This is a genomic window from Pseudomonas sp. 10S4, assembly GCF_034344865.1.
GTDB lineage: Bacteria > Pseudomonadota > Gammaproteobacteria > Pseudomonadales > Pseudomonadaceae > Aquipseudomonas.
The window spans coordinates 6,241,461-6,261,614 of sequence record NZ_CP133774.1; the positions used below are offsets into that span (position 1 = coordinate 6,241,461).

19 protein-coding genes and 2 pseudogenes are annotated in these 20,154 nt (G+C 56.6%); 17 read left to right on the forward strand and 4 right to left on the reverse strand.

Going from position 1 to position 20,154, the window contains the following annotated elements; genetic code table 11:
- Positions 1-39: 39 nt before the first annotated feature.
- From RHM58_RS29105 to RHM58_RS29130, 7 genes and pseudogenes are all read left to right on the forward strand, one after another.
- Positions 40-960, forward strand: a complete 921-nt coding sequence (locus RHM58_RS29105) for a VOC family protein (protein WP_322268898.1) — start codon at positions 40-42, stop codon at positions 958-960.
- A 119-nt stretch (positions 961-1,079) separates the two neighbouring features.
- Positions 1,080-2,696 (forward strand): bifunctional 3-(3-hydroxy-phenyl)propionate/3-hydroxycinnamic acid hydroxylase, encoded by a 1,617-nt coding sequence (locus RHM58_RS29110; RefSeq protein WP_322268899.1) that lies wholly within the window; start codon positions 1,080-1,082, stop codon positions 2,694-2,696.
- Positions 2,697-2,763: 67 nt separating this feature from the next.
- Positions 2,764-4,125 carry an outer membrane beta-barrel protein gene (locus RHM58_RS29115; protein WP_322268900.1) on the forward strand — a complete coding sequence of 454 codons (1,362 nt, stop codon included), beginning with the start codon at positions 2,764-2,766 and terminating at the stop codon, positions 4,123-4,125.
- Positions 4,126-4,185: 60 nt separating this feature from the next.
- On the forward strand, positions 4,186-5,442 hold the full coding sequence (locus tag RHM58_RS29120; RefSeq protein ID WP_322268901.1) for an MFS transporter: 1,257 nt from the start codon (positions 4,186-4,188) through the stop codon (positions 5,440-5,442).
- A gap of 285 nt (positions 5,443-5,727) precedes the next feature.
- Positions 5,728-6,483, forward strand: a pseudogene (locus RHM58_RS34205) (MCP four helix bundle domain-containing protein); the annotation flags it as partial.
- Positions 6,475-7,338 carry a methyl-accepting chemotaxis protein gene (locus RHM58_RS34210; RefSeq protein WP_416195345.1) on the forward strand — a complete coding sequence of 288 codons (864 nt, stop codon included), beginning with the start codon at positions 6,475-6,477 and terminating at the stop codon, positions 7,336-7,338. The pseudogene RHM58_RS34205 and the gene RHM58_RS34210, both read left to right, overlap by 9 nt.
- Before the next feature lie 37 nt (positions 7,339-7,375).
- Positions 7,376-8,149, forward strand: a complete 774-nt coding sequence (locus RHM58_RS29130) for an ABC transporter ATP-binding protein (RefSeq protein ID WP_322268903.1) — start codon at positions 7,376-7,378, stop codon at positions 8,147-8,149.
- Here the strand turns inward: RHM58_RS29130 and RHM58_RS29135 are convergent.
- Complete coding sequence (locus tag RHM58_RS29135) at positions 8,109-8,849, reverse strand: TetR/AcrR family transcriptional regulator (RefSeq protein ID WP_322268904.1); 741 nt, start codon at positions 8,847-8,849, stop codon at positions 8,109-8,111. The two genes, RHM58_RS29130 and RHM58_RS29135, sit on opposite strands and share 41 nt — an antisense overlap.
- A 190-nt stretch (positions 8,850-9,039) precedes the next feature.
- Here RHM58_RS29135 and RHM58_RS29140 point away from each other — a divergent pair, with 190 nt between their 5' ends.
- Positions 9,040-10,257 (forward strand): acyl-CoA dehydrogenase family protein, encoded by a 1,218-nt coding sequence (locus tag RHM58_RS29140; protein WP_322268905.1) that lies wholly within the window; start codon positions 9,040-9,042, stop codon positions 10,255-10,257.
- 61 nt (positions 10,258-10,318) lie between these two features.
- A complete protein-coding gene (locus RHM58_RS29145; RefSeq protein WP_242485784.1) occupies positions 10,319-10,801 on the forward strand; it encodes a flavin reductase family protein in 483 nt (160 codons plus the stop codon).
- Positions 10,802-10,850: 49 nt separating this feature from the next.
- Here the strand turns inward: RHM58_RS29145 and RHM58_RS29150 are convergent, their stop codons facing one another.
- Positions 10,851-11,750, reverse strand: coding sequence for a LysR substrate-binding domain-containing protein (locus RHM58_RS29150; protein ID WP_322268906.1), 900 nt, complete (start codon positions 11,748-11,750; stop codon positions 10,851-10,853).
- A gap of 114 nt (positions 11,751-11,864) precedes the next feature.
- On the opposite strand from RHM58_RS29150, the gene RHM58_RS29155 reads away from it, so the two are divergent.
- From RHM58_RS29155 to RHM58_RS29165, 3 genes are all read left to right on the forward strand, one after another.
- Complete coding sequence (locus tag RHM58_RS29155; protein WP_322268907.1) at positions 11,865-12,440, forward strand: nuclear transport factor 2 family protein; 576 nt, start codon at positions 11,865-11,867, stop codon at positions 12,438-12,440.
- 114 nt (positions 12,441-12,554) lie between these two features.
- Entirely contained in the window at positions 12,555-13,889 is a 1,335-nt protein-coding gene (locus RHM58_RS29160) for an MFS transporter (protein WP_322268908.1), read from the forward strand.
- A gap of 56 nt (positions 13,890-13,945) precedes the next feature.
- On the forward strand, positions 13,946-15,307 hold the full coding sequence (locus tag RHM58_RS29165; RefSeq protein ID WP_322268909.1) for an outer membrane beta-barrel protein: 1,362 nt from the start codon (positions 13,946-13,948) through the stop codon (positions 15,305-15,307).
- Positions 15,308-15,616: 309 nt separating this feature from the next.
- Here RHM58_RS29165 and RHM58_RS29170 read toward each other — a convergent pair.
- Positions 15,617-15,897: pseudogene (locus RHM58_RS29170) on the reverse strand (hypothetical protein); the annotation flags it as partial.
- 124 nt (positions 15,898-16,021) lie between these two features.
- Between RHM58_RS29170 and RHM58_RS29175 the strand changes: the two are divergent.
- The 3 genes from RHM58_RS29175 to RHM58_RS29185 all read left to right on the forward strand — a co-directional run bounded on the left by RHM58_RS29175 (position 16,022) and on the right by RHM58_RS29185 (position 17,342).
- On the forward strand, positions 16,022-16,522 hold the full coding sequence (locus RHM58_RS29175) for a lysozyme inhibitor LprI family protein (protein ID WP_322268910.1): 501 nt from the start codon (positions 16,022-16,024) through the stop codon (positions 16,520-16,522).
- Positions 16,519-16,722 carry a hypothetical protein gene (locus RHM58_RS29180; protein ID WP_322268911.1) on the forward strand — a complete coding sequence of 68 codons (204 nt, stop codon included), beginning with the start codon at positions 16,519-16,521 and terminating at the stop codon, positions 16,720-16,722. The genes RHM58_RS29175 and RHM58_RS29180 overlap by 4 nt, the downstream gene beginning before the upstream one ends.
- Positions 16,723-16,865: 143 nt before the next feature.
- Complete coding sequence (locus tag RHM58_RS29185) at positions 16,866-17,342, forward strand: tyrosine-type recombinase/integrase (RefSeq protein WP_322268912.1); 477 nt, start codon at positions 16,866-16,868, stop codon at positions 17,340-17,342.
- Between the two features lie 139 nt (positions 17,343-17,481).
- On the opposite strand, the gene RHM58_RS29190 is transcribed toward RHM58_RS29185, so the two are convergent.
- Complete coding sequence (locus RHM58_RS29190; RefSeq protein WP_201256429.1) at positions 17,482-18,444, reverse strand: AraC family transcriptional regulator ligand-binding domain-containing protein; 963 nt, start codon at positions 18,442-18,444, stop codon at positions 17,482-17,484.
- Positions 18,445-18,511: 67 nt separating this feature from the next.
- Here RHM58_RS29190 and RHM58_RS29195 point away from each other — a divergent pair, with 67 nt between their 5' ends.
- Positions 18,512-19,366 carry a sterol desaturase family protein gene (locus RHM58_RS29195; protein ID WP_201256428.1) on the forward strand — a complete coding sequence of 285 codons (855 nt, stop codon included), beginning with the start codon at positions 18,512-18,514 and terminating at the stop codon, positions 19,364-19,366.
- A complete protein-coding gene (locus RHM58_RS29200) occupies positions 19,363-19,959 on the forward strand; it encodes an NADPH-dependent FMN reductase (protein ID WP_201256427.1) in 597 nt (198 codons plus the stop codon). The genes RHM58_RS29195 and RHM58_RS29200 overlap by 4 nt, the downstream gene beginning before the upstream one ends.
- Positions 19,960-20,154 lie beyond the last annotated feature (195 nt).

Genomic DNA, 20,154 nt, shown 5'->3' on the forward strand with positions numbered 1-20,154 from the left:
CCTACGCCCCACTACAAGAATAATTAAATGGAGGCAATCATGAGCGTGTCCCATGGTGTGCATTCAATCGATCATTACGCGCTGAACGTCCCGTCTTTGGACGAAGCCTGCCAGTTCTTCGAAAGCTTCGGCCTCGACGTTCTCCGTGAACAGAACCAGCTTCTGTTGCGAGCAACTGACGGCCATGTCTGGGCAAAAATTTTCCCTGCGGCCTCCAAGTCCCTCGCTTATCTGAGTTTCAACTGCTACGAGCAGGATTACGCTGCGTTGCGCCAGCAGATCGAAACCGCTGGCGGGCTGTTCGAAGATCGTCCCGAAGCCGGAATGTGGTTTCGCGACCCGGACGGCAACCTGTTGCACGTGAAGGTCGGCGAAAAAACCATGCCCGATCAAAAGTCCGACCACCACAACAGCATCACCCCGTCCAACAGCCGCGGCGCGACGACCCGCGACGCCATGGCGCAGGTCCGCCCTCGCCGCTTGTCCCATGTCCTGTTGTTTACCCCCGATGTGCTTGGCGCGCTGCACTTTTACCAACAGGCCCTGGGCTTGAAGCTCTCCGACAAGTCGATGGACATTATCGCCTTCAGTCATGCCGCCCACGGTTGCGACCATCATCTGGTGGCGTTCGCCAAGAGCAGCGCCAAGGGCTGGCACCACGCTGCGTGGGAAGTCGACAGCATTGATGAAGTCGGTGCAGGCGCTTCGCAGATGGCGGCGGCGGGACACGTGAAAGGTTGGGGCACGGGTCGTCATTGCCTGGGTTCTAACTACTTTCATTACGTGCAGGATCCATGGGGTTCGTTCTGCGAGTACTCGGCAGACATGGACTACATCTCCGAAGGCAGCGAATGGCCTGCCGGCGATTATCCCCCGGAAAACTCACTGTACCTCTGGGGCCCGGACGTGCCGGATAACTTCATTTTCAACACTGAAGCGGACACCCCGGCACCTGCCTGAGTCGCCTGCCGCTTATTGTTTTAAAAAACTGGAATTCCTGCATTGCGCGAGCCTCCCTGGTTCGCGCAACAGGCCCGGCCATGTCCGGAAATCATTGCGAAGTACACGAGGCACAGATCATGAACCAGCACACTACAGTCGATGTCGCCATTGCCGGTTACGGCCCCGTCGGCCAGACCCTGGCCATTCTATTGGGCCAAATGGGTTATTCAGTCGCCGTCTTCGAACGCTGGCCAGCGCTTTACCCGCTCCCGCGGGCAGTATTTTACGACCATGAGATTCGCCGAATTTTCCTCTCCATGGGCCTTGGCGAAGAACTGGCGAAAATCTCCCAGCCATCGGCACGCTACCAGTGGTTCAACGCTGACTGGAAAGTCCTGGTAGAGATCGATTGGTCGGCTGAATCCATCAGTGACGGGCCGTTCGGTTACCTGTTCAATCAGCCATCGCTGGAAGCCGCACTGGACCGCAAAGCCAAAAGCATCGGCAACGTGCAGGTCCATCAAGGCTGGGAAGCGACTGCGCTGCAACAAGACACCCAAGGCTGCGACATGGTCCTCAATCGGATCATTCGCGAAGGCGGCAAGTTTTCACTCAGTGAAGAGCAGCAAAGTGTACGGGCTCGTTATGTGATCGGTGCCGACGGTGCCAATAGCTTCGTGCGCCAGTCGCTGGGCGTTGAATGGCAGGATCTGGGCTTTCAGGAAGACTGGCTGGTGGTCGACTTGCAACCCAAGCCCGGTGTGCAACTGGATGTGCCGGACATCGGCCAATGGTGCAACCCCGAACGACCGACCACCATGGTCCCTGGGGGCCCCGGTTATCGCCGCTGGGAATTCATGCGCCTGCCCCATGAAACCATCGAAGACTTGCAAGACACCGACAAGGTCTGGTCGCTGCTGTCGCGTTGGGTGACGCCGGACACTGCTGACCTGGTGCGCCACGCGGTCTATCAGTTCCGTTCACGCATTGCCTCGAACTGGCACAGCGGTCGGATAATGTTGGCCGGCGACGCGGCCCACGTGATGCCACCGTTCATGGGCCAAGGCATGTGCTCGGGGATCCGGGACGCATGGAACCTGTCCTGGCGTCTCGATTTGCTGCTGCGCGGTTTGGCTGACGACAGCCTGTTGGACAGCTACACACTGGAGCGCAAACCGCAGATCCGCGCCGTGATCGAAGCGTCCATGGCCATGGGTAAAGTCGTTTGCGTATCGGACCCGGTGAAGGCCGCCGAGCGCGATGCAGCCTATTTGAGCGGCAACGTCGCACCACTGCCGCCGTTCCCGGGTTTAACCGATGGTCTACTGCAGAAGGATGGCCAATTGCGCGGCATTCTCGGGGTTCACGGCTCGATCGAAATCGGTGGCAAGGTCAGCCGCTATGACGAAGTTATTGGACGTGGTTTCCATCTGCTTGTCCGAGGTGACCAGGATCCCCTGGCATCGCTCACGCCTGAACAGCAGAGCTTCATCCATGACTACGATCTGAAAGTCGTTCGACTCGCAGAAACGGCTGACAGCAGCAAAGGCATCTATCGCGACGTCTCTGGCAAATACCTGCGCTTCATGGCCGAGGCCGGACTCAAAGCCCTTATCGTGCGTCCCGACTACTACTGCTATGGCGGCGTTGCAGAGCTGTCTGCGTTACCCAAATTGCTCAACTCCCTGCGCGAGCAATTGCAACAAAGCAGCCAACCCCACGTCGTTAATGGTGGAAAGGCCCGCCACGCCTGACACGACTTTCCGGTGGCATGGACGCCCCGCCCTCTAAAACTCTGACAAAAAAAACAAGAGACAGAAAATGATCAACATCAAGGTGAAAACGCTTGGTGCGGTTCTGGCCGCCTTCGCAACGCTCAACACACACGCAGCCGAATCCCCTGAAACGGGTGAAGGCACACTGTTTCGCAGCCTGTTTGGAGACACGCTGGAAAAGGATTACGGGATTCAGGTCTCAGGCCTTTTTGACGCCGCTTACTCTCGCAATAATCGCTCGACACACGATGAGCGTCAGGACGGTTTGAGCAATCTCCCAGTGGTTGGTTTCGCCGACGAGGGGCTGGAATGGGGTAGCTTGCATCTTTTCGTCGACAAGCAACTGAAGGGCACCATGGTGCCACGTATCACGCCGTTGCCAGGTCCTGCGCCGAGCGAAGCCTCCTTCGGTTTCACCTTCGAAATGAACTACGGGCGTAATGCCCAGTTCGCCCGTACCACGGGTTGGGACATGCACTGGGACGTTAATTCTCCTGGTGACGACAACCTCGCCAAGGCCCAGCGCGACAAGCAGAAATTCCTTGCCATTCCCAACATCGCCGCCACTGCTTACCTGCCTTACGGCCCTGGAATCACCGCCATGGCCGGGGTCTTCGGCCCGGCGATGGGCTATGAAATCCCGCCCAACATTCGCGCTGCTCGTAACCCGTTTGCCAGCAAGAGCTACGCCTTCGTCAGCGAGCCGGGAACCGTAAGTGGCGTGCTGCTCGGTACGCGATTGTACAACGGCGAATCGTCGATTCTCGGCGCCGAACTGGGGGTAGTCCAGGGCTGGAACAACCTGCGCGACAACAACGATCAGAAGTCGGTGATGGGGGCCTTGCGTTGGCGTACTGCAGACATGCAGACCTGGGTGGACTATGAGTTCATCCTCGGCGATGAACAGAACGACAGCTTCAGCGATGTGCAGGCTCCAACGTCGCGCCTGGTGTCACCACAAGGTCAGTTCAAACAACAACACTCGCTCAACGGCTGGCATCGTTTCGACTCAAACTGGTCGATGGGCGCCGAACTGGTTTATGGCCGTCAGGACGGTGACGGCAAGGCCACAACCGTCGACATTATCAACGGTCCTGGTTTCGATGGCGCCCATTGGTGGGGTGCCAACGCGGTGCTCACCTACCAGCAACGCCCGGACCTCTCCTACTCGGTGCGCGCCGAACATTTTGCCGATCCCGACGGGTTCATCCTGCTGCCGGTTTCGACTGCTCGCGGCAGTTTCAATGCCCTCACTACGGGCCTGCGCTATGACCTGAACAAGTACGTCTCGTTGCGCCCTGAAGTGCGTTACGACGTGTTCGATGGCAATGCCGACGATCACCCGTTTGGCGCGGGTCGCAACAACACGCAGCTGACCGGCCTGGTTGAAGCACTGTTTTATTTCTAATCCCTTGGCGGCCGGGCTTGCGTACGGCCGCTAACCCTCAACTCCATCCGAGTAACAACCATGAATAACAATAAGCATGCGTGGGATGTGCGTTACGAGTTCAAAGCGGTAGCGCTGCTGGCCTTGGGTTTCGGCCTCGTGGGCCTGGACCGGTTCATCATCCTGCCGCTGTTCCCGGTAATGATGAAAGACCTGGGCCTGAACTATCAGGATCTGGGCAACGTGACCGCGATATTGGGCCTGGCCTGGGGCATTTCTTCGATTTTCATGGGGCGGCTGTCCGATCGCATCGGTCGACGCAAAGTGCTGATTCCAGCCGTGCTGGTGTTTTCGCTGCTCGCAGGCCTTTCCGGTTTGGCGACCGGCATCGGCGGGTTGATGCTGATCCGCGCGATCATGGGCATTTCCGAAGGTGCGTTCACCCCAACAGCCCTGGCGGCCACGGCAGAGTCATCGCATCCTCGTCGGCGCGGGATGAACATCGGCATTCAGCAGGCGTTTTTCCCGATCCTCGGCCTGGGTCTCGCGCCCATTCTCGCCACACAGCTGTTACTCGTCGTGCCTTCGTGGCGCTGGGTGTTCGCAATCGTTTCGCTGCCGGGTTTCCTGCTGGCATTGGCGATGTACCGTTACTTGCGGGAAACGCGCGCAGCCACTGCGAAAAAAGCCGAAGCCAGTGCCGCAGTGGGCCACCCGAGCTGGCTGGATGCCCTGCGCTATCGCAACGTGCTGCTGAACATCGTCGGCATGTTCTGCATGCTGACCTGCCTATTCGTGATCAGCGTGATGATGCCTAACTACTTGATGGACTATTTGCACCTGGAAGTACAGCAGATGGGCTTCGTCATGTCGGCCATCGGGCTGGGTGGTTTTCTCGGGCAATTGATCATGCCAGCCGTGTCAGACCGCATCGGCCGTAAACCGGTGGTGCTCATTTCGTTCGTCGCCACCGGCGCATTTCTTTGGTTGCTGATGGCCACTGGTGCCGAACCGGTCAAGTTATTCGCGCTACTGTTTCTGACGATTTTCTTCAACTTCAGCATGATCTGCATGACGGTCGGGCCACTCACCAGTGAATCGGTGCCGGCCGCGCTGACGTCTACCGCAACCGGGTTGGTGGTGGGCATTGGTGAGATTTTTGGCGGCGGTGTCGCGCCGGCTATCGCGGGTTATATCGCACAGCATCACGGAATCGAGAACACGATGTATCTGGCACTCGGCGCGGTGGTGGTCGGGTTGCTGGTCGCGACCTGTTTACGTGAAACCGCACCCGCCAGAGTGGCCGAGCCTGGGGTCGAAGGCATCGACAGCGTTTAACAAAATTCACTCTCCACCCGGAGAGCGACAGGAAGTCGGAATGGGATTGTTTGTTCGCAAGAACAGCTCTGCTGCGCCACGCACACGATGAGCGTGCCAGCGCCAGGCGCCACGATCGCCCGGCGCTGATTTATCCCTTGAGCGGTTCATCGAAGTAAGGCGCCGGCCACAAGCCGGCGCCGTCTCATCTGATGTTCGCTATGACAGCGCGCAAAAACAAAGCGTCCATCAATGCGCACGCTGCGATCCCCTTCTTTGAGGACAAATCCGTTGTTTTTCAGAAAAATGAAGTTGGCACCGCGCTCGATTTTCGGCTTTGGCTTGATTGGCCTGGTCGTCCTGCTGCTTGGCCTGTTCTCGTTGAGTATGGTCAAACAAATGAGCGTGCAGTCCGAAGCCATTAGAGAGATCTGGGTCCCCGCAATCATCCGGCTTGCCGCGTTGAACACAACGGAGGATCGAGCCGGAATAATGACCTTCAGGATGGTTGTTCTACAGGATCGCGTTGCCTTGGCCGCCAATCAGACTGCGTTGAAGCAAGTGCTCGAAAGCGTTCGACAGCAGCAAGATGATTTTACCGCGCACCTGCACGAAAAGTCGGAGCAGGAAATGTTCGAACGCTACCTTCAAGCCTACAAGGCTTTCAGTCATGAGCGACTCGAAGTCATTCGGCTCGCAGCAGGAGGGCAAACGGCATCGGCTATTGAGATACTGAACGGCCCCATCGATAAATTTGCCATGGAACTGGGCGTCAGCTCGGGGCAACTGCTGGATTTTTATCTGAAGCATTATCATCAGGCGGCTGAAAACGAACAGCAGACACGTGATCGTGTCGTGACCGGGGTCATTGGGGCAATGGCACTGGCCGCCCTGCTGACGGTACTGTTGGCTACGCTCTACACCAGAAGTATTAACCAGCCTCTGCTCGACGCTCTTAAGGTAGCGGAGAACATTGCGCAAGGTGATTTGACCTCTTCAATCGACGATACGGGGAACGACGAGCCAGCCTTATTGCTTCGAGCATTGAGGGCCATGCAGGGCAATCTTCACGACACCGTTCTGTGCATAACGGACTCTTCCACCCTGCTGGCTTCGTCCTCGCAGCAGTTTCATTCAGTGATAGCGATCGCTACGAGCGGGCTTCAGGAACAGAACAGGGAAATCGAGCAAGCCGCCACGGCTGTGAATGAAATGACGGCTGCGGTCGATGAAGTGGCGCGAACCGCATCGGCAACGGCGCACGCTTCTCGAACCACGGATGTCGCGGCACAAACTGGTAAAGCTCGGGTCGGCGAAACACTTGAGTCGCTCTCAGTATTAGCAGAGCGCATTTCCATTACCGCAGATCGCGTAGAGGCACTTGCAAGCAGCGTATCCGGCATTAACCGGGTGCTTGAGGTAATACGGTCTATTGCCGAGCAGACTAACCTCCTCGCGCTGAATGCGGCCATTGAAGCCGCCCGGGCGGGGGAAGCAGGTCGTGGTTTTGCTGTCGTCGCCGAGGAAGTGCGGGCATTAGCTTTTCGGACGCAACAATCTACGGGTGAGATTGAACAAATGGTCAGCGAGCTAAGCGGCGTGGCGGCGCACACATTGTCGTCCATGCAACTGAGCACGGATCGTGTCAACTCAACCTTAGGCCTTGCTCAAGAGGCGGATTCGGCGTTGCAACAGGTAACCATTGCAGTCGAGTCAATCAGTCAAATGAACATCGTCATCGCCACCGCGTCCGAGCAGCAAGCCCAGGTCTCTCGGGAAATTGACCGTAGCTTGATCAGCATTCGTGATCTGTCGGTGCAAACCTCGGCGGGCGCGGTACAGATTCATTCGACCAGCAAAGAACTGTCGCTCCTGGCCACGGGCCTGCGCGGACACATCAACAGGTTTCGCCTCTAACTCGGGCGTTCAGCATTCTTTGCGCGAGGTTTTATACATGATCGAATTCCACCAAGTCACCGCGTACCAGCAACAGACACGGGTGCTCAATCGGTTGTCGTTGAAGATTGAGCCGCACGAGCGCGTGGCAATCCTGGGCCCCAACGGCGCGGGTAAAAGCAGCCTGCTTAAATTGATAAACCGGGAGCTGTATCCCGTTGCGCAGGAAGGCAGCTACCTGAAGCTTTTTGACAGCGAAACGATTCATCTTTGGCAGTTGCGGGACAGGATCGGTTTTGTTTCGCACGACCTGCAAGAGCACTACACGCCCTATACCACGGCATTAGAGGTTGTCGTTTCCGGGTTTTTCGGTGCCATTGGCAGTCATGAACACCTTCAACCGACGAATATCCAGGTCGATCAGGCCCGGGCAATGATGACCAGACTCGGAATTGCGCAGGATGAGGCCTGCATGTTTCAGCGCCTTTCCACCGGCCAGAAGCGGCGTCTCCTGCTGGCCCGAGCACTTGTTCATCATCCCGAGGCGTTGATTTTCGATGAGCCCGCCAATGGCCTGGACATGGGCGCCAGCCTGGCCATGCTGACGCTATTGCGCAGCTTTTGCAGTGAGGACCGATCATTGATCATCACTACTCACCACGTTGACGAGATCATTCCCGAAATCGACCGCGTGGTGCTAATCAACCGAGGACAAATTATTGCTGACGGCCCAAAACCCGACATTCTGACGAGTAAAAACTTGTCGGAGTTGTATCAGACCAGGCTACAAATCACCGAGAACAACGGTTGGTATCGCTGCTGGCACGATTGAGGTTGCCGTTCAAATCAAGGCGAATCAGTGGGGGGCTCGCCGGCTCACCCGCAGCCGATGCCACTCCCGCCTGCAGGTAGGCCTTTGAAAACGCCACGGCCTCCTGCGCCTGGGCGTTCGCCACACCGAAACCGCGCAGCACCATCAAAATGACCGCGTCGATGTAGACCTCCGGGTCGTCCACCTTGCGCAGGGTCATGCTACGAACCCCTTCCAGCGTCGCGCCGATCAGAGCATCGACGCCTGCCTGCATCGAGGGCAGTTCAAGCAAGCCCGCGTCTCGCCCCGCCTCCAGGTCGGCGAATACGTACTTCAGCAGGATCGACTCGTGCTGCACTAACTCGGCCCTCAGGAAAAACGCCGCCCAGCGACGGTCGGTATGCGCACGAAGCAGAAAAAGCCGCATCGCCGTGCTGATGCGCTCCAACGGATGAGTCAGCACGTCATACACGGGCAGGATGTGCAGGGTCATGCCGTCGGTGGCTTCCTGGCCTATGGCAGCCAATGCCTCCTCCAGTGAAGCAAAGTGTTTGTAGAACGCTCCTCGGGAAATCTGCGCCACCCGGGCAACATCCTCGATGCTGACCGAAACCTTCGCAGGGTCGGCTAGCAAGTCCATGGTCGCCGAGAGTATTCGAGCGCGCATCGCATCACGTTTGCGCCGAGCGGTCACGGTTCGGTGATCCGGCGGTGCGTCCATGTCCGCTCTCACTGGGGCCGGACTTTCCATTTGCGTTATGCCTTTTTGCATCAAATCGCCCACTCGCCTAGATGAATATATATCTTGACGTTAAAAATATATTTTAATTAGTATCAAATTCGTCACCGTGACGGATTCGTCACTATTGTGTCACATGCTCATCCAAACAATCCCAATAACAGGAAAAGCCATGAATTCCGTCCTCCACAATGCGGTTGTCAATGCCCACATCGATAGCAGCGATCTTATTGCCCGCGCCAGCGGTTTGGTCGAGACCTTGCGTTCGCGTACCCGTGAAGTCGATGAACTGGCCCGTCTGCCCGAAAACACTGTGGCCGACCTCGACGCCATCGGCGCCTTCGACCTGATGATTCCACGCCAGCATGGCGGCCTGCAAACCAGCGTCAGAACCTACATGGAAGTGGTCAGCGAAATCGGCCGTGGAGATGCCTCGGCCGGCTGGGCCTGCGCGCTGATCAATATTTGTAACTGGATGGTCGCAACCCTATATCCCAAAGCGGTCAGCGACCCCATCTTCGCCAGCGGCGGCAAGGTGCGCAGCAGTGGTGTGCTGTCGCCACGCAAAGCTAAGGTCAAGCGCCAGGCAGGCGGTATCCTCATCGAAGAAGGCCTGTGGGGATTCAACAGCGGCGTGTACCACGCACAGTGGGACCTGCTGGGGATTCCGATCGTCAACGAAGCGGGTGAAACCGTGGACCAGGGGCTGGCGCTCATCCCGATCCAGGACATCACCCTGTTGCACGATTGGGACACCATGGCACTACGCGGTAGCGGCAGTACCTCGGTGTCGGTAAAAAATCTGTTTGTACCCGATGAGCGCATCGCTTCGGTATCCAAAGCAATCGCCGGCGATTACGCGTCCACACACCTGCAAGGTAAAGCGCTTTATCGTGGAGCGTTCATCCCGCTGCTGGCCATCATCCTGGTGTTTCCGGCCCTGGGCATCGCCAAGGCAGCACTGGAAACTTTTCTCGCCAAACTGCCCGGCCGCGGCATTCAGTACACCTGGTACAGCCAACAGGACGAAGCTGCAGTGACCCACCTGCAGGTCGGTGAAGCCTCGGCCAAGTTCGATGCTGCACGGCTGGTGGTGGAGCGCTGCGTGGACGAAATCGACACCTATGCCGCTCGCGGCTCGTCTATGGACCGACAAACCCGCGCGCGCATCCGTCGCGACACCGGTTATGCCAGCCAGTTGATCTGGGAAGGCGTCGATCTGCTGGCCACAGCCAGCGGCGGTTCGCTGGCGGGTACTTCCAACCCGTTCAACCGCCTGTGGCGCGACGCCAGAGTGGCCAATCTGCACGGTGTGGTGTGCACCTCCACCAACCTGGAACTGTTTGGGCGAATCCTGTGTGGCAAAGAGGCCAATACACCTCTGGTGTAAATGCACGATTCAGGCAGCGGCCACGCGCACTGGCCGCTCGGCAAACTAATGGAGAATGACAATGAATAACGCACACAATGACGCTGCCAAGTTTCGCCGCGTGATGGGCCGCTTTGCCACGGGTGTAACAGTGGTGACCTACGAACGGGAAAACCAACCGGCGGGTATGACGGCCAATGCGTTCCTGTCGGTGTCGCTGGAGCCGCAACTGATCCTGGTGTCGATCAAGAACGAGTCACGCTTTTGCAACCACATTAAGCAAGGCGACTGTTACGGCGTGAACTTTTTGACCGAACAACAGGAGCACCTTAGCGGCCACTTTGCCGGGCGTGCCGTCGAGGGATTGAACGTGGCCATGAACAAGGTTCAGGGCGTGCCAATCATCGAGGGCAGCCTGGCCCACATTGTTGCTCGGGTGGTCCAGATCCATGCGGCTGGCGACCACCAACTGTATATCGCTGAGGTGGTCGAACTTGTTGAAGCAGAACAGGCGCGGCCGCTACTGTTCTTCTCTGGCCAATACGGCAAGTTGAACGCGGCTTGAGGCCGGGAGGGTCGACGGCGAGCCAGCTTCATTGCCCCCGCGCCAACAATCACAACGTTGCTGGTGCCACTGTGCCTTGATGTGCAACCCTCAGAAATGCGCGCACCGCACCGCCGGTTTCGTTGGCGCGGCTGATGAGTAGCAAGTCGGTGTGAGGTTCTACGTCGTCGAATGTTCGGTAGGTCAGGCCCGGAATGCTGACCTGCATCAACGGCGCAGGCACCATCGCAACCCCCATGCCGGAAGCAACCAGCGCGAGCACGCTTAACGTGCTGGTGGTCCGTTGAACCTTCGGCTCGCGCCCCAATACCTTGCGCAGCCCGGCCAGCATGTATTCATCTGCGCCGTGAGCGGCATAAATGATCAACGACTCCGCGCCCAGCATTGGCACGCGCAACGTTGGCTGCTTCGCCAACGGGTGGTCTTCGGGTAATGCAACCACTAAGGGCCAAGTGCCGATGCGCTCGAATAACAAGGCGCTGTCGAGGGCCTGACCGCCGTGACTCGGCGCATAACCCAAGTCCAATTGACCGCTCTGAATGGCTTCGACCTGTAGCTGCGGCGCCAGCTCGCGGAGGATGACTTCCGCGTCCGGATAAGCCGCGCGAAAGGCACGAACGTCAGCCATCAACCGGCCGCTGAACACAGCGTTGCCTGCGAAGCCGATTCGCACGCTGCCCATCTCTCCACGTAGCGAACGCTGCACCACGCGCTGGGCATGCGCCGCCTGATCGAGGGTGCGCTGTGCTTCGGCACGCAACAACACACCGGCCTCCGTGAGTTCTACGCGACGACTCGTACGAAGGAACAAAGGACCACCGAGTTCCTCCTCCAGGGCGCGGATCTGCATGCTCAACGCGGACTGAACAATGTGCAGACGCTGAGCTGCCCGGCCGAAATGGCCTTCATCTGCGACAGCAAGGAAATAACGCAAATGACGCAAATCCATAAGTGCCTTTACCCATCATAAATAGTGATCGATCGTTCATATCAATCTATTTGAAGTTATCTGTCCAGGGGAAGATGCTGGCATCAACACCCCACCGCCCGCCAAGGACACCGCATGCAGACTTACCTGGAAGACCGCCTCCAAATTACCGACCTGATTACCGGCTGGATCCATCGCGATTTAGGCCAATGGGATCAACTGTCCAACCTTGCCCACCCCGACGGGACGATAGAAGTCACTTGGTTTGAAGGACCGTTTGCCGAGTTCGTCGAAGGTTCAAAGCGCATGGGCAAGTCCGACTTGCGTACCAAACACCTGATCGGCACGCCAGTGGTCACCATCAATGGCAGCAAGGCCATCGTTGAAACCAACGCGGTAATTGTTGGCGAAAACGTCCGGTTGGATCTGGGTTGCAGCGTGCACAACCGTTTCTACGACCTTGTCGAGAAACGCCGAGGTCTGTGGAAGCTGGTCAAGCGCCAGAGCATCTATGACATGGGCGGCTTCACCTTCCCCCAAGGCCTGATTGAGATTGATCGTGAAACCGTGGCGCGCTACCCGCGCGAGTACGCGCCGCTTGCCTACCTTCTGGAAAAAAGCGGCTTCCCGCTCAATCGGGTATTCGCCACCCGCGGCAGCGACCTTGAACTGACCATGCGGGCCGAGGCCAGCGCGTGGCTCGCTGACTAATAACCCGCTATCGCCCACTTCACAACAGAGATTTTCTCGCAGCCAACAACCGCTTTGATCCTGCGTCCCGAACAGCGCCACTACCGAAAATAATTACAACAGAGGTATTCACTCGTGAACAATCAACTCGACATCTGCGCGATCGTCGAAAGGAGTCGCTTGGGCGCCTTTCAGGTGCTTGTGCTCGTACAGTGCTTCCTGTGCATGGTCGTCGATGGGTTCGACATTCAAGCCATGGCTTATGCCGCGCCCAGCCTCATCACTGAATGGGGCATTCCCAAAGCCAACCTGGGGCCGGTGTTCAGCATCAGCATGCTAGGCATGTTGATAGGTTCGCTTGCTTTGGGTTCGATAGCCGACCTTATCGGTCGCCGGCCAGTATTGGTGACCGCCTCGTTAGTGATGACGTTTCTGATGTACTTCACCGCTCACACCACGACGGTGGACGGACTATTGGCACTGCGCTTTCTTACCGGGATCGCCATGGGTGCAATCGTGCCTAACGTCGCCACCCTGGTGACGGAATATGCCCCCCGGCACAACCGTGTGATGCTGTTGACTCTGGTGTCATCGGGAATGGTCGTGGGAGGTCTGGTCGGCGGCGCCCTCGCTGCCGCACTGATTCCGCAGTATGGCTGGCAAGCGGTTTTCTATTTGGGTGCCGTCGCCCCACTGTGTGTGGGTGTGCTGATGTTCTTCGCACTCCCCGAATCGCTGCAGTGGTGCGTTCTGTGCGGACGCCAACTCGACCGCGTGCGGGCCATCCTCATGCGTATTGAACCTGGCCTGCAGATCAACGAACAGACGATCCTGGTAATTGCAGAGCCGCGTAAAAAAGGCCTCTCGCTCACTCACCTGTTTGCGGACGGCAGACTGCCCGGCACGTTGCTGCTGTGGCTGATCAACTTCATGAATATGCTCTGCGTATACTTCCTCGCTTCCTGGACTCCGGTGCTGATGAGTGGTGCCGGCCATACGCCGTCGCAAGCGGTGTTGGCGGGGACCTCCATGTGGCTGGGTGGACTTGCGGGCGGTTGGCTACTCGGCTGGTTTGTCGACCGACGCGGCTTCGGCGCCGTGTTGGTTCCCACCTTCATCGTCTCTGCCGTGGCCATCGTTCTGTTCAGTCAGTACTACACCTCGATCAATCTGGCTTACGTGACCACTGCGGTCGCCGGCTTCGGCATCCTCGGCGGCCAAGCGGCACTGAACGCCATGACCTCTACCTTTTATCCGACTGCTCTGCGCGCCACCGGTACTGGCTGGACGCTGGGACTCGGTCGCCTGGGGGGCATTTGCGGTCCTTTCATCGGCGCCACTCTGCTGCATCTGCAGTGGTCGACGAGTGACCTGCTGGTGGCCGCAGCCGTTCCCGCCAGCATCGCGGCCATCGGCATCATCGGCTTCTGGCGCCTGAATCGAACAACGGCTGTACCGGTCACCCAATAAGAGCTTTACGAAGCGGCCTGTAGGTAGCCACCCCTAATAAAAACAAGAGAAAACTCATGAAGAACATCAACGTCAAATCGTTTGGTGCGGTTCTGTTCGTCCTCGCCACGGGTCATTGCCTGGCGGGCGAACCTGCCGACGTCGGAGAAGGCACTGTATTTCGCGGCCTGTTCGGTGACTCGCTGGAGCGCGACTATGGCATCAAGGTGTCCGGCCTGGTGGACGCCGGTTACTCTCGCAACAACAACTCATCCCATGAGGATCGCGAGTCCGGACAGACCAACACCCCCGTGGCCGGATTCGGCGACGAAGGCTTTGAACTCGGCACCCTTCACCTGTTTGCCGACAAAGCGTTGAAGGCCAATTTCATCCCGCGTATCACGCCCTTACCGGGCCCGGCCCCCACTGAAGCCTCTTTCGGCTTCACGCTCGAGACCGCCTACGGTCGCAATGCGCAGCAGGCCCGTACCTACGGCTGGGACATGCACTGGGGAATAAACTCTCCGGGCGACGACGATGCGGACAAGGCCCGACGCGACAAGCAAAACTTCCTCGCCGTGCCCAACATCGCCGCCACGGCCTACCTACCTTATGCCGGCGGCTTTACCGCAATCGCCGGCATCTTTGGCCCAGGGCTCGGCTACGAAATCCCACCCAACATCCGTGCCGCGCGCAACCCGTTTGCCAGCCGCACCTATGCCTTTATGACCGAGTCCGGAGCGGTTTCCGGGTTCCTGCTGGGCAAACGTCTAGTCAATAACTCAAGCATGTTGCTCGGTGCCGAGTTAGGCGTGATTCAGGGCCAAGGCAATCTGCGCGACAACAACGACAGCAAGGCATTGCTGGGAGCACTACGCTGGCGCACGCCCGACATGAACACCTGGATCGACTATGAATTTCTCGTCGGTGATTCACAAAACGACAGCCGCAACGACATACAAACACCTCGCGGTCGGCTGATTTCCAGCGACGGCCAGTTCAAGCAGCAGCACTCGCTCAATGGCTGGCATCGATTCGATGAAAAGTGGTCAATGGGCGGGGAAATGGTCTACGGCCGTCAAGCGGGCGACGGCAAAGCCTCGACCGTGGACATCGTCACCGGTCCCGGTTTTGATGGGGCGCACTGGTGGGGCGCCAACGTGGTGTTGACCTACCAGCAACGCAAAGACTTGGCGTTCTCCGTGCGGGCCGAGCATTTCGACGATCCGGACGGCTACATTCTGTTCCCCTCCTCCACGTCACGAGGCGCGTTCAATGCGCTGACAACGGGCCTGCGCTACGACTTCAACAAGTACCTGTCGCTGCGTCCGGAGCTACGCTACGACTGGTTCAATGGCCGCGACGATGCTCGCCCGTTTGGTAACGGTGATGCGCGTAACCAACTGACCGGAACTGTGGAAGCGCTGGTGTATTTCTGAGATCTGCTACGCGCTAACGCTATGACTCCGTGACGGGATGACGGATTAAAAGCGTTAGCGCAGCTTCCATGGCGACGCACCGGCTTATGGGGTCGAACGTCGGCGTTCATGACGGGCGGCTTTCGGCCGAGGCTGTGTAAAAACGTTTTTGAGCGCGACAGGTACTCAAAACCGGACTGAAAATCGCGCTCCTACGCGAAATCCACATCTGCTGACGTGCCGATAAATTTCAGATTTAACGTAGACGCGAACACTTCAATTTTGGCGAAGCGTTTTTACACACTCTGGGCCAAAAGCAGACATTCAGCTTCGAAGGCATAGATTTATCTCACCGTCTTTTAACAGGGTATGAGACAACGCAGGGATCAGCGCCAACCACCCCTCGATGACTTGCTCGGCAAAGGCGTCCCAGGAAATGACAGCCTTAATGGCGACGCACGAGTCACGGCCCGATTGCTTGGCGTCAATCAGAGCTTGGCCGACGCACCCATCCAGCCCCATGGCGGTGATGTATTTGCCGGACGCCAAAACTGTTGCTGATGCTTCTTCTTAGCAGCGTTGAACAGCTTGCCCAAGATGCAGTCAAACAGGCGCTGGGGCAGTGAGCGCTACTCGACCTCAATGAGTCTAATCCTGCGTACGTAGTACACAATGGGCCTAGCATTCAAAGTTGTTTCTGCCCCTCGAAAAATGCTTTCCAAAGGATAGATAAAAATGAGAAAACTCATTTCTGTGGTCGTTGTAGCGACTACATTTGCCATTGGTACGGCATTCGCTCAAGTACCCGCGAAACCTGATGTGAATCCAATCACAAATGGCGCGGTCAATATGGCATCTACGCCTACTACCATCGCAGCAAAAACTGCAGTGACCAGCGACACTCAAGCTGGAGCATTGAACGAATGCTACAACACCATTGGCGATCAGCCCCGGACAGCGTTGCAGCCTTGCCTTGAGCGTAAGACTCGCGAAGTCACGTCACAAATGAATATCGCCTACAAAAAACTGGAAGCCAAGACAAAGGAAATCGATTCGAGTGCGACGGCCAAAGCCCTTGCCTCGCTGCTCGCCTCTCAGAAGGCTTTCGAGAAGTTCAAGGAGGCTCAGTGTCAATGGGAAGGTGACTCGGTGATGGGTGGCTCGGGCGCTGGAGATATTTTAAGTTCCTGCAAAGTCGATTTGATGCGCTTTAGAACCAAGCAACTTTCCGATTGAATTTATTGACATGGGCGGCTGGCTATCCCACTTACGAGAACCAGTTCGCCATTGAAGCAGCCATCATAGAGCTATCGAGCTGGGTTGAGGCGCGCGGCTCGGCCGACGTCGCCAACAACGTGCACGGCGCCCCGGACACCATCGACAAGAACGAAGAGTTCATCAAGATGACGCTCGCTGTTCTGATGGCACCGGAGTGATGGCTAGAGCTCATCGCCTGGTCCTCAATGGCAAAAATAAGGTTCTTCACGGATTACCGGGAAAGTCGGCTATGGGTCGGATAGCGCTCCCCACGCACTGTAACTGATCCACCCTTGTCCTCCCTCAACCTGGAGGACAAGTCATGAACACAATTGCCACATACAACTATCAACCTTGGAACAAGGGAAAGCTTGTCGGGCAGAAAGCCCCGCTCCGAGTGAGAGATATCTGGGCCATCGTGATGCAGCAGAAAACTCAGCAGCCTGTGCAATTTGAAATCACAGAGCAAACCCGAACGGTTCTGGAGGCTTGGATGCATCTGGCACGCCTCCGCAGTGAGGATTTCTTGATTCGGACCCGGTTGCACGGTTCAGATCATCTCTCCACCAGGCAATACGCTCGAATAGTCAAAGCGTGGGTCACAGCCATTGGCCTTGACCCAACCATGTACGGTACCCACACGCTACGGAGAACCAAGGCATCGCTGATCTATCGCAGGACGAAAAACCTGAGAGCTGTTCAACTCCTGCTTGGTCATACGAAGCTTGAAAGCACCGTCAGACACCTCGGAATTGAGGTCGATGACGCCCTGGAAATGGCGGAACAGACGGAAGTCTGACCAGCCACTGCGACGGTCGATGCTAGACCGTCGCTGTCCGGCCAAGGAGGTCAGAACTGTGCAAAAGGATTGCTCTAACGACGCCTGAATGGCTCTCAGATCTATACCTACGCTGAATCGCCTTTAGATAACGATGCCTTTACACTTTTACGCGCCATCTATTACGGGCGTGGAGATAGGCAGTCAAATCGCTATAGCCTAACTGGTCAGCAATATCTGCTCGAGATTCTCCCTGCAATTCCAGATGCAGTTCCAGTTCTGCGCGGACCTGATCAAGCAAATGCCGGAATGTCGTGCCTTGCTCTTCCAGGCGTCTACGTAAAGTGCGCGGTGTCTGGTGAAGAGTCTTTGCCAGATTTTCCAGATTCGGGGGCTCACCTCGCGATAATGCCCGTCGCGCCCCTGCCGCCACCTTGGCGGCCCAGCCGCTGAAATTTCGATACACCGCAATCCGCCGGTCTAGTTCCTGAGTCAGCAGCTCCAGCATACCGTTATGTCGAGTAAGCATCGGAAGACCCAGGCTACGAGAATCAAAGTAAAAGCAGCTAGTCGGGCAGTCAAACTCAATCCGCTCTCCAAACGAATGCGCGTATTGCTTGTAATACGACGGACGCGAATGGGTAAATTTTGCCAGCACTGGACAAACTTCCTGGCCAGTTCCGCGCTGCAGTTGGGTTATAAACATGACGCCGTAGTGCTCGGTGACATAGCGCCTCAGCTCACCCGGTGCGTCGACGCCCAGCTCTACCCCAAAGCCGTTTTCGTCATTCACCAACCTGACACTGTCCGCATCCGATGCCAGCGGTGCGTAACGGGCCCAGTACTGCAGTGCAGAGGCAACGTCTGGACTGTACAGGCACAGATAAACTAGTACGTGCCAGTCCTGAGGTGTGAACAGTGTGAACAGTTTCAGGCCAATGGCGGGGTCAATACGCGCCGCCTCACGCCATAGCTGATCCAACTCCACCAGACTGTAATCTGCACTTTTATGCTGGGCTTGGCTGTCGAGAAAACGCTCCAACACCTGACCGAGCTTGCCGCGATGAAAACGCTGGTTCGAGCGATTGGCCGGTTCTAGCTCAACTCTGTCCGATTCACGCATTGGGGGCGCCGAGCTCCTGGTTTCTAATTATTTGGCATTGCCCGCAAGGGCCTAAATCGAGAGTGCCATGAATACAACAATGCTCGCCAACAACCCAACCTTTATCGTGGCCGGAATTTTCCTTGCCTTCGTTTTAATAGAGCTTGCTTGCTCATCGTTTCGCCAGGCGTCAAGTAGCAAACGTGACGTGCTGATTGAGGTCTTCGGGTCTAGCATAATGGTAGCCATCACGTTTCCTTTGGTGATGTGGCTAAGTGGCATGATCTTAAATCAGCTTCTGCCAGATAAGAAAGACGCGTTGGCCGAGATCCCATGGATTGCCGGATTTGTGTTGTTTTTACTGCTGGATGACATGACCCAGTATTGGTGGCACCGCCTGACTCACCGCATCCCCGCGCTATATGCCCTGCATCGCGCTCACCACTCAGCTCCTTACATGAGTATTCGCATCGTCTATCGCAATAACAGTTTTTACTATCTGCTGATGCCGGGCATCTGGCTTTCCGGTGTTCTAATTTATCTTGGTCTCGCCCCGATTTATTACGTTTATTTGATCTTGAAAATGACCGTGATTTTTGCGGCGCACAGCAGTGTCGCCTGGGACGATAAACTTTACCGCATCCCTGCTTTACGCCCTCTTGTCTGGATATTGGAGCGCACCTTCTCTACGCCATCCACTCACTCTGCACATCACGGTTTGACTGCTGAGGATGGCGTCACGCATTACAAAGGTAATTTTGGCAACATGTTGTTTCTTTGGGATGTACTGTTCGGGACGGCAAAGATTACGCGCCGTCGTCCACCAGCTTATGGTATCGAGCACTTGTCGCCGATCAGTTGGAAAGAGGAATTATTCTGGCCAGTTGTTCGATCCCGTCGTGTGGCGCCGACGGTGAATGCTGAGCAGAAGGTCGCACGATGAGTAGCCATATCGTTCTGCTGTCTGGATCAAATAGATCACACAGCCAATCAGTGAAGGTCGCCAATTATCTGCGAAACCGATTAGAAAAATTAGAACTTTGCGAGTCAATCAACCTAATAGACTTAGCATCAAGTCGACTACCACTTTGGCCGGAAAAAGATACTGACAACGTCTGGAGCATACAGCAGTCAATCCTTAAAAAAGCAACAGCGCTGGTTGTTATCAGCCCAGAGTGGAACGGCATGGCTTGCCCAGCCTTAAAAAACTTCTTCCTTTATGCCGGTCTCGCCGAATTGGGACATAAGCCAGCGCTATTGGTAGGGGTTTCGGCCGGTTTAGGGGGCGCCTATCCTATCGCTGAGTTACGTGGATCCAGTTATAAAAATTGCCGGATTACCTACCTTCCGGAGCATCTGATTGTCAGGCAAGTTGAAAGTATGCTGAACAATGGAGAACCTAAAGACGAAAATGATATTCGCCTTCGGGCGCGTGCCGACTGGGCTTTGCATATGCTTTGTTATTACGATAAAGCGTTGCAAGCAGTGCGAAATGATATCGACATGTACCAACCGGACTTCTCCACCGGCATGTAATCCATAAAAACCTTTCACCAAAATACAATCCGCCGCCGATCAATCAAATGGGGCATAGCACTAAAACTATGCCCCCTAAGGAGGCGCTGAACAACTCACCAGCTCGCACTATTTGCCGAAGACCAGACAACTTAGTCCCTCTTTTCGAAAACAAAAATAGAGTACGTTAGGTGATAGCTTAAGGCGTAAACACTC

Coding starts and splice junctions, on each gene's coding strand:
- RHM58_RS29175 (WP_322268910.1), top strand. CDS start 16,022: ATGAGAAAACTCATTTCTGTGGTCGTTGTAGCGACTACATTTGCCATT.
- RHM58_RS29120 (WP_322268901.1), top strand. CDS start 4,186: ATGAATAACAATAAGCATGCGTGGGATGTGCGTTACGAGTTCAAAGCG.
- RHM58_RS29115 (WP_322268900.1), top strand. CDS start 2,764: ATGATCAACATCAAGGTGAAAACGCTTGGTGCGGTTCTGGCCGCCTTC.
- RHM58_RS29130 (WP_322268903.1), top strand. CDS start 7,376: ATGATCGAATTCCACCAAGTCACCGCGTACCAGCAACAGACACGGGTG.
- RHM58_RS29165 (WP_322268909.1), top strand. CDS start 13,946: ATGAAGAACATCAACGTCAAATCGTTTGGTGCGGTTCTGTTCGTCCTC.
- RHM58_RS29140 (WP_322268905.1), top strand. CDS start 9,040: ATGAATTCCGTCCTCCACAATGCGGTTGTCAATGCCCACATCGATAGC.
- RHM58_RS29195 (WP_201256428.1), top strand. CDS start 18,512: ATGAATACAACAATGCTCGCCAACAACCCAACCTTTATCGTGGCCGGA.
- RHM58_RS29150 (WP_322268906.1), bottom strand. CDS start 11,750: ATGGATTTGCGTCATTTGCGTTATTTCCTTGCTGTCGCAGATGAAGGC.
- RHM58_RS29185 (WP_322268912.1), top strand. CDS start 16,866: ATGAACACAATTGCCACATACAACTATCAACCTTGGAACAAGGGAAAG.
- RHM58_RS29135 (WP_322268904.1), bottom strand. CDS start 8,849: ATGGACGCACCGCCGGATCACCGAACCGTGACCGCTCGGCGCAAACGT.
- RHM58_RS29110 (WP_322268899.1), top strand. CDS start 1,080: ATGAACCAGCACACTACAGTCGATGTCGCCATTGCCGGTTACGGCCCC.
- RHM58_RS34210 (WP_416195345.1), top strand. CDS start 6,475: ATGCAGGGCAATCTTCACGACACCGTTCTGTGCATAACGGACTCTTCC.
- RHM58_RS29145 (WP_242485784.1), top strand. CDS start 10,319: ATGAATAACGCACACAATGACGCTGCCAAGTTTCGCCGCGTGATGGGC.
- RHM58_RS29155 (WP_322268907.1), top strand. CDS start 11,865: ATGCAGACTTACCTGGAAGACCGCCTCCAAATTACCGACCTGATTACC.
- RHM58_RS29105 (WP_322268898.1), top strand. CDS start 40: ATGAGCGTGTCCCATGGTGTGCATTCAATCGATCATTACGCGCTGAAC.
- RHM58_RS29190 (WP_201256429.1), bottom strand. CDS start 18,444: ATGCGTGAATCGGACAGAGTTGAGCTAGAACCGGCCAATCGCTCGAAC.
- RHM58_RS29200 (WP_201256427.1), top strand. CDS start 19,363: ATGAGTAGCCATATCGTTCTGCTGTCTGGATCAAATAGATCACACAGC.